A 6,656-nucleotide genomic window follows, 5' to 3' on the forward strand; every position below is an offset into this window, starting at 1 on the left:
TCCGTCGTCGGCGGCGTCAGATGTGTAGAAGAGACAGACTGCCGGCGCCGGCAGTGGTGCCGGCGGCACCCGCCGGCGAGGCGGCCGCGACCGTGGCGATGCCCGCGCCACCGACGGCTGCCATCGCGAGCAGCTGTCGACGGGTGGTGGGCGAGGAGAGGAAGTCCGGGGTCTCGTCGGTGCTCATGTCGTCCTTGTCTGCCGCGCCGGGGTGCTGCGCGGGTCGCGAAGCGGTGTGGGGTCTGTCCCGCCGGAGCGGGACGCGCCCGACCCTAGCCGCGGCCGGGGACGAACGGGGCGATGCGGACCACCCGCCTTCGTGAACGCCACGTGACGGCACGTGACGGCACGTGACGGCACGTGACGCCACGTGACGCCACGTGACGCCGCGGAACGCCAGGTGACGGCACGTGAGGGCGCGGGACCGCGCTGGACGGCTCAGCGGCGGCCGACGAGCCAGAGCCGGATCTTCTCGATCCGCTCGGTCACCTGCTCGGTGCTCGCGGCCGCGAGGTCGGGCCCACCGCACGCACGTCGGAGGTCCATGTGGACGTTGGCGTGCGGGTAGCCCTTCTGGCGCGCGTAGGCGGCGACCAGCTTGTTCAGCTCCTTGCGCTGCGCGGCGAGGGCGCGGTGCGCGGCCACCGGGGTCGGCCCGGCGTCTCGGGGCGCCTTGCGCACCTGCTTGCTCTGTCGCTCGCGCAGCAGCTGGGCGACCTGGTCCGGCTCGAGCAGGCCCGGCAGCCCGAGGTAGTCCTGCTCGTCCTCCGAGCCGACCTCGGCGTGCATGCCCCACTGCTGCTTGTCGAACAGGACGTGGTCGAAGTGCGCCTCGGACTCGAGGGCCTCGAACGAGCCCTCGGCCAGCGCCCCGCTCGCCTTCTCGTCGCGGGCGGCCTCGTCGAGCAGCGCCTGCTCCTCGGCCCACATCTGGGCGACGTCGTCGGGGTCGGGCCTGCGGTCGAGGGCGTGGTCACGCTGCTCCTCGAGGCGCGCCGCGTGGTCGAGGACGACGGGCACCGACGGCAGGAAGACCGACGCCGTCTCGCCGCGTCGCCGCGCGCGCACGAAGCGGCCGACCGCCTGGGCGAAGAACAGCGGGGTCGAGGTCGACGTCGCGTAGACGCCGACGCACAGGCGCGGAACGTCGACACCCTCGGAGACCATCCGCACGGCCACCATCCACCGCGACGTGCTGCCGGCGAACTGCTCGATGCGCTGCGAGGCGCCCTGGTCGTCGGAGAGCACGACGGTCGGGGACTCCCCGGTGAGCGCCCGCAGGTGCGCCGCGTACGCGCGCGCCTGGGTCTGGTTGCTCGCGATGACGAGGCCACCGGCGTCCTCGACGTGCCGCCGGACCTCGGTGAGGCGCTTGTCGGCGGCCGCGAGGACGGCCGGGATCCACTCACCCTTGGCGTCGAGCGCGGTGCGCCACGCGTTGGCCACGGCGTCCTTGGTCATCGGCTCGCCGAGGCGCGCCTCCAGCTCGTCGCCGGCCTTGGTGCGCCAGCGCATCGTGCCGCCGTAGGCCATGAAGAGGACCGGGCGCACGACGCCGTCGCGCAGCGCCTCGGCGTACCCGTAGGCGTAGTCGCTGGAGCTGACGAGGACGCCCTCCTCGTCGAGCTCGTAACGGACGAACGGGATGGGCGAGGTGTCCGAGCGGAACGGGGTGCCCGTGAGGGACAGTCGGCGGGTGGCCGGCTCGAACGCCTCCCGGATGCCGTCGCCCCAGCTCTTGGCGTCGCCGCCGTGGTGCACCTCGTCGAGGATGACGAGCGTCGAGCGCGACGTCGTCAGCTCGCGGTGCAGCGAGGGGCGCGAGGCGACCTGGGCGTACGTGACGGCGACACCGTGGTAGTCCTCGCTGTGGCGTCCGATGCTGTTGCTGAATCTCGGGTCGAGGCTGATCCCGACGCGGGCTGCGGCGTCGGCCCACTGCGTCTTGAGGTGCTCGGTGGGGGCCACCACGGTGACCCGGTTCACGACGCCGCCGCTCAGCAGCTCGGTCGCGACGCGGAGGGCGAAGGTCGTCTTGCCCGCCCCCGGTGTCGCGACGGCGAGGAAGTCGCGCGGGGCCTGCGCGACGTACCGGTCGAGGGCCTCCTGCTGCCAGGCGCGCAGCTTGCTCGCGGTACCCCACGCGGCCCGCTCCGGGAAGGCGGGTGGGAGGTGGAAGGCGGCCCCTGAACTCATAGGCCGCCCACGGTAGCCGCTCCGGGCCGGCGACATGCCGAGGCCCCGCCGTATTGGCGGGGCCCCGGTCGGGATGCTATGTGCCGCAGCCGAGCCGGGTGCCCGGGCGGTGGCCCGGGACGGGTCCGGCGGAGGCCTCGGCGGCGTCAGCGCAGGTCAGGCGCGGTACGCCGTCCACTGGGCCTGCATGCGGGTCACCTGGCCGGCCGTGAACTCGGTCATGCACGAGTCGTAGGTGTAGTCCATGAAGTTCCTGATCGGGTCGAGTCCGGGGCTCGTGCACGTGTCGCGCCCGGTCGGGCACCCGTACGCGGCGCTGGCCTCTGCCGGGGTGTCGTCGACGTAGTCCCCCGAGCCGGAGCAGCCGCCCTGGAACGTGTGGTAGAGCCCGAGCCAGTGGCCGACCTCGTGGGTCGCGGTGTCGCCCTGGTTGTAGTTCGTCGCCGAGCCGCCCGGCATCGAGGCGTTGAGCATGACGACGCCGTCCTGGGTGCCCGGGTTCTTCTTCGGGAAGGTCGCCCAGCCGAGCAGGCCGTCACCGATGTTCGCGGCGTAGAGGTTGAGCGCGGCCTTGCCGCCCCGGTGCAGCGCACTCTTCATGTTCCGCTCGGCCGTGGAGCCCGGCGTCACGGTGTACCAGGCCGCGTTGTCGGTGACGTCGGTGCCGGCCAGGCGGAAGCTGAAGCCCGAGCCCGCGTACGCGTTGTTGAGCACGCTGATCTGGCTGCTGATCGTCGAGGCGCTGATCGACCCCTGCGACCCGTCGGTGATCGTGTGGAAGTACACGTCGATCGTCGCGCTCGCGAAGGCCGCACCGCCCCCGGGGCGGGCCGCGGCACCCGACGAGGTCAGGCCCAGGCCCTTGGCCGCCAACGCCGTGCGGAGCGCGGCCTCGTTGGCGCGCACCTGCGCGTCGGTCAGCTCGTGCGGGTCCTTGGCGGTGCCGTGCATGCTGCGCGCCCCGACGGAGGCCGGGTCGAGGCAGGTGGTGCCGCGGACGTCGAAGGTCGGCGACGCCATGGCCGGTGCGGCCAGCGATGCGGCGACGAGCGCGAGCGGAGCAGCCAGCGCCAGTGAGCGGAGCTTCATGAAGGAGAACCTTTCTCGCTGTCAGGACACCCGATCGGGCGTCGCTAGCCAGCGAGCGTAGGAACGCCCGGGTCTGTGGGGCCGCCGCAGCCGGTAAAGAGTGCGTCAGGAAACCCTCGCCGGACGCCAGTCGGACGCCCGGCGCAGGCGCGGCGGCCGGGCGACGCGGCGCCCCCCAGCACGGAGGGCGGCGATCTTGTGAGTCGGTCGCGACAGACGTAGATTCGCCATGTCGGGTTGCGCAAGGTGCGCCGTGATGACATGACCCGCCACGTCGCCATGACGGATCTGCCACCCCGTGTCGCCCGGCAGAGGGCCTCTGGAGGGGCCCGGATCATGGCAACACACATCCTTCACCCCAGGCACCCGGACCACCCGGCGCAGACGGCGGACCCCGGGGCGGTGGCCGCCGAGACGACCGGCCCGCCCGAGCGCGGTACGGAGCCCACACCGGCCGTGGCCGACGCGTCGGGCATCGCGGACCCGGCGGCCCTCGGCCTCGCGGCCTTCGCCATGACGACGATGGTGCTCAGCATCGTCAACACCGGGCTCGTCGGCGCCGCAGCGGCACCCGTCGTGCTGGGTCTCGCGCTGGTGTACGGCGGGGCCGCACAGCTGCTCGCCGGCATGTGGGAGTTCCTGCGGGGCAACACGTTCGGTGCCCTCGCGTTCTCGTCCTACGGCGCCTTCTGGATCTCCTACTGGGTCTACGCCAACTTCCTGCTCCCGGGGATCACCCGCGCGGGCGAGGCGAGGGCCGCGACCGGGCTGTTCCTGGCCGTCTGGGCGTTCTTCACCGGGTACATGGTCATCGCCGCGCTGCGCGTCAGCATGGCCGTGCTCGGCGTCTTCGTCCTGCTGTTCGCGACCTACGTCGTGCTGGCCGTCGGCGCCTACGGCGACTACGCGCTCGTCACCAAGATCGGGGGGTGGGTCGGGGTCGCCACCGCGGCCGTCGCCTGGTACACGTCCTTCGCCGTCGTGACCAACTCGACCTTCAGGCGAACCGTCCTGCCGGTCGGCCCGCTGGCCTGAGCCGCCACCGCTCGGTCATCGTCGCCCGGCCGACCCCCGGGCGGCGGTGAGCCGCGCCCTCATCCGTCAGCCGGGGACCCCGGCACTCCGTCACGACCAAGGAAGTCCGCCATGAGCACCACTCCCGAGCTGGACGTGCTGCTGCACGAGAACCGGCAGTTCCCACCGCCGCCCGACCTCGCGGCGCAGGCCAACGCGCAGCCCGACATCTACGGCAGGGCGAAGCAGGACCGGCTCGCGTTCTGGGCCGACGAGGCCAGGGGCCTGACCTGGGCCAGGCCCTGGGACACCGTCCTCGAGTGGAAGCTCCCGGACGCGAGGTGGTTCGTCGGTGGCGAGCTCAACGTGGCCGTGAACTGCGTCGACCGGTGGGTCGAGCGGGGCCACGGGGACCGGGTCGCCTACCACTGGGTCGGTGAGCCCGAGGGCGACACCCGGACCATCACGTACGGGCAGCTGAAGGACCTGGTCTGCCAGGCCGCCAACGCGCTGACCTCCCTGGGCGTCAGGAAGGGCGACCGGGTGGCGATCTACATGGGGATGATCCCCGAGACCGTCGTCACGATGCTCGCGTGTGCCCGGCTCGGGGCCCCGCACACGGTCGTCTTCGCCGGCTTCTCGTCCCAGGCCCTGTCGACGCGCATCCTCGACTGTGACGCGCGCTTCGTCGTGACCGCCGACGGCGGCTACCGGCGCGGTGCCGTCAACCCCCTCAAGCCCGCGGTCGACGAGGCCCTCGAGAGCTGCCCCGACGTCGAGAAGGTCCTCGTGGTGCGCCGCACCGGCCATGAGATCGGCTGGGTCGAGGGACGCGACGTGTGGTGGCACGACGTCGTGGAGGGCGCCCCCACCGAGCACACCGCGGAGGCGCACGACGCCGAGCACCCGCTCTACGTCATGTACACCTCCGGCACGACCGGAAACCCCAAGGGCATCCTGCACACGACCGGCGGGTACCTGACCCACTGCTACGCGACCTGCCGGTACATCTTCGACATGAAGCCGGAGACCGACGTCTTCTGGACCGCCGCCGACATCGGCTGGGTCACGGGGCACAGCTACATCGTCTACGGGCCGCTCGCCAACGGGGTCACCTCGATGCTCTACGAGGGCGTGCCCGACGCCGGGGGCAAGGACCGGTGGTGGCAGATCGTCGAGCAGTACAAGGTCACCATCCTCTACACCGCCCCGACGACGATCCGCACGCTGATGAAGTGGGGTGAGCAGTACCCCGAGGGCCACGACCTGTCGAGCCTGCGACTGCTCGGCTCGGTCGGCGAGCCGATCAACCCCGACGCCTGGGTCTGGTACCACACGCACATCGGCGGCGGCCGGTGCGCGGTCGTCGACACGTGGTGGCAGACCGAGACCGGCGGCATCCTCATCACGCCGCTCCCGGGCATCACCACGACCAAGCCGGGCGCGGCCATGATCCCGTTCCCCGGGATCAGCGCCGAGGTCGTGCGCAACGACGGGTCGGCGGCCGGAGCCGGGGAGGGTGGGTTCCTCGTCGTGACCGAGCCGTGGCCGGGGATGCTCCGTGGCATCTGGGGCGACCCGGAGCGCTACCGCACGACGTACTGGGAGCGCTTCCCCGGCGTCTACTTCAGCGGAGACGGGGCGAAGAAGGACGACGCCGGCGACATCTGGGTCCTCGGCCGGGTCGACGACGTCATGAACGTCTCCGGACACCGGATCTCGACGACCGAGGTCGAGCACGCCCTCGTCTCCGACCCGCGCGTCGCCGAGGCGGCCGTGGTCGGCGCGAGCGACCCGGCCACGGGGCAGGCCATCGTCGCGTTCGTGACGATCAAGGCGGACGTCCCGACCGAGGGTGAACCCGGCGTCGCGCTCGTCCGCGAGCTACGCGAGCTCACCGCCCAGCGCATCGGCAAGCTGGCACGTCCCCGGCAGATCCTGCTCACGCCCGAGCTGCCGAAGACCCGATCGGGCAAGATCATGCGGCGCCTGCTGCTCGACGTCGCCGAGCACCGCCGGCTCGGTGACGTGACGACCCTCGCCGACTCGACCGTCGTCGAGCTGATCAAGAAGCAGATGGAGGCCGAGCGGCCCCCGGAGGACGACGACTCGTGAGCCGTCCCGGCGGCCGGAACCCCGGCGGAGTGGGCGCTCAGCTGCCGCCGGAGTCGCCGTCGCCACCGTCCTGCGGGTCGCGCAGGCCCTCGTAGATCTCCTTGCAGACCGGGCACACCGGGAACTTCTGCGGGTCCCGGCCGGGCACCCAGATCTTGCCGCACAGTGCAACGACCGGCTCGCCGGTCAGGGCGCTCTCGAGGATCTTCTCCTTGCGCACGTAGTGCGAGAAGCGTTCGTGG

Annotated in this window: 6 protein-coding genes; 2 read left to right on the top strand and 4 right to left on the bottom strand. The window is 72.1% G+C overall.

Annotated features, from left to right (window positions below):
• Window positions 1–16: 16 nt before the first annotated feature.
• The 3 genes from ACR9ZK_RS20035 to ACR9ZK_RS20045 form a co-directional block, all read right to left on the bottom strand.
• A complete protein-coding gene (locus ACR9ZK_RS20035) occupies window positions 17–187 on the bottom strand; it encodes a hypothetical protein (RefSeq protein ID WP_481343729.1) in 171 nt (56 codons plus the stop codon).
• Window positions 188–438: 251 nt separating this feature from the next.
• Window positions 439–2,196 (bottom strand): DEAD/DEAH box helicase, encoded by a 1,758-nt coding sequence (locus ACR9ZK_RS20040; RefSeq protein WP_481343730.1) that lies wholly within the window; start codon window positions 2,194–2,196, stop codon window positions 439–441.
• A 156-nt stretch (window positions 2,197–2,352) separates the two neighbouring features.
• Window positions 2,353–3,285, bottom strand: coding sequence for a zinc metalloprotease (locus tag ACR9ZK_RS20045; RefSeq protein ID WP_481343731.1), 933 nt, complete (start codon window positions 3,283–3,285; stop codon window positions 2,353–2,355).
• Window positions 3,286–3,621: 336 nt separating this feature from the next.
• Between ACR9ZK_RS20045 and ACR9ZK_RS20050 the strand changes: the two genes are divergently transcribed.
• Window positions 3,622–4,320, top strand: a complete 699-nt coding sequence (locus ACR9ZK_RS20050) for an acetate uptake transporter (RefSeq protein ID WP_481343732.1) — start codon at window positions 3,622–3,624, stop codon at window positions 4,318–4,320.
• Window positions 4,321–4,431: 111 nt separating this feature from the next.
• Entirely contained in the window at window positions 4,432–6,414 is a 1,983-nt protein-coding gene (gene acs, locus ACR9ZK_RS20055) for an acetate--CoA ligase (RefSeq protein ID WP_481343733.1), read from the top strand.
• Between the two features lie 37 nt (window positions 6,415–6,451).
• Here the strand turns inward: acs and ACR9ZK_RS20060 are convergent.
• A partial coding sequence (locus tag ACR9ZK_RS20060; RefSeq protein WP_481343734.1) for a DUF3039 domain-containing protein occupies window positions 6,452–6,656 on the bottom strand: 205 nt, incomplete at its 5' end.

Source organism: Monashia sp. HAY1-5C (assembly GCF_056755255.1).

Coding starts and splice junctions, on each gene's coding strand:
- ACR9ZK_RS20035 (WP_481343729.1), bottom strand. CDS start 187: ATGAGCACCGACGAGACCCCGGACTTCCTCTCCTCGCCCACCACCCGT.
- ACR9ZK_RS20040 (WP_481343730.1), bottom strand. CDS start 2,196: ATGAGTTCAGGGGCCGCCTTCCACCTCCCACCCGCCTTCCCGGAGCGG.
- ACR9ZK_RS20045 (WP_481343731.1), bottom strand. CDS start 3,285: ATGAAGCTCCGCTCACTGGCGCTGGCTGCTCCGCTCGCGCTCGTCGCC.
- ACR9ZK_RS20050 (WP_481343732.1), top strand. CDS start 3,622: ATGGCAACACACATCCTTCACCCCAGGCACCCGGACCACCCGGCGCAG.
- acs (WP_481343733.1), top strand. CDS start 4,432: ATGAGCACCACTCCCGAGCTGGACGTGCTGCTGCACGAGAACCGGCAG.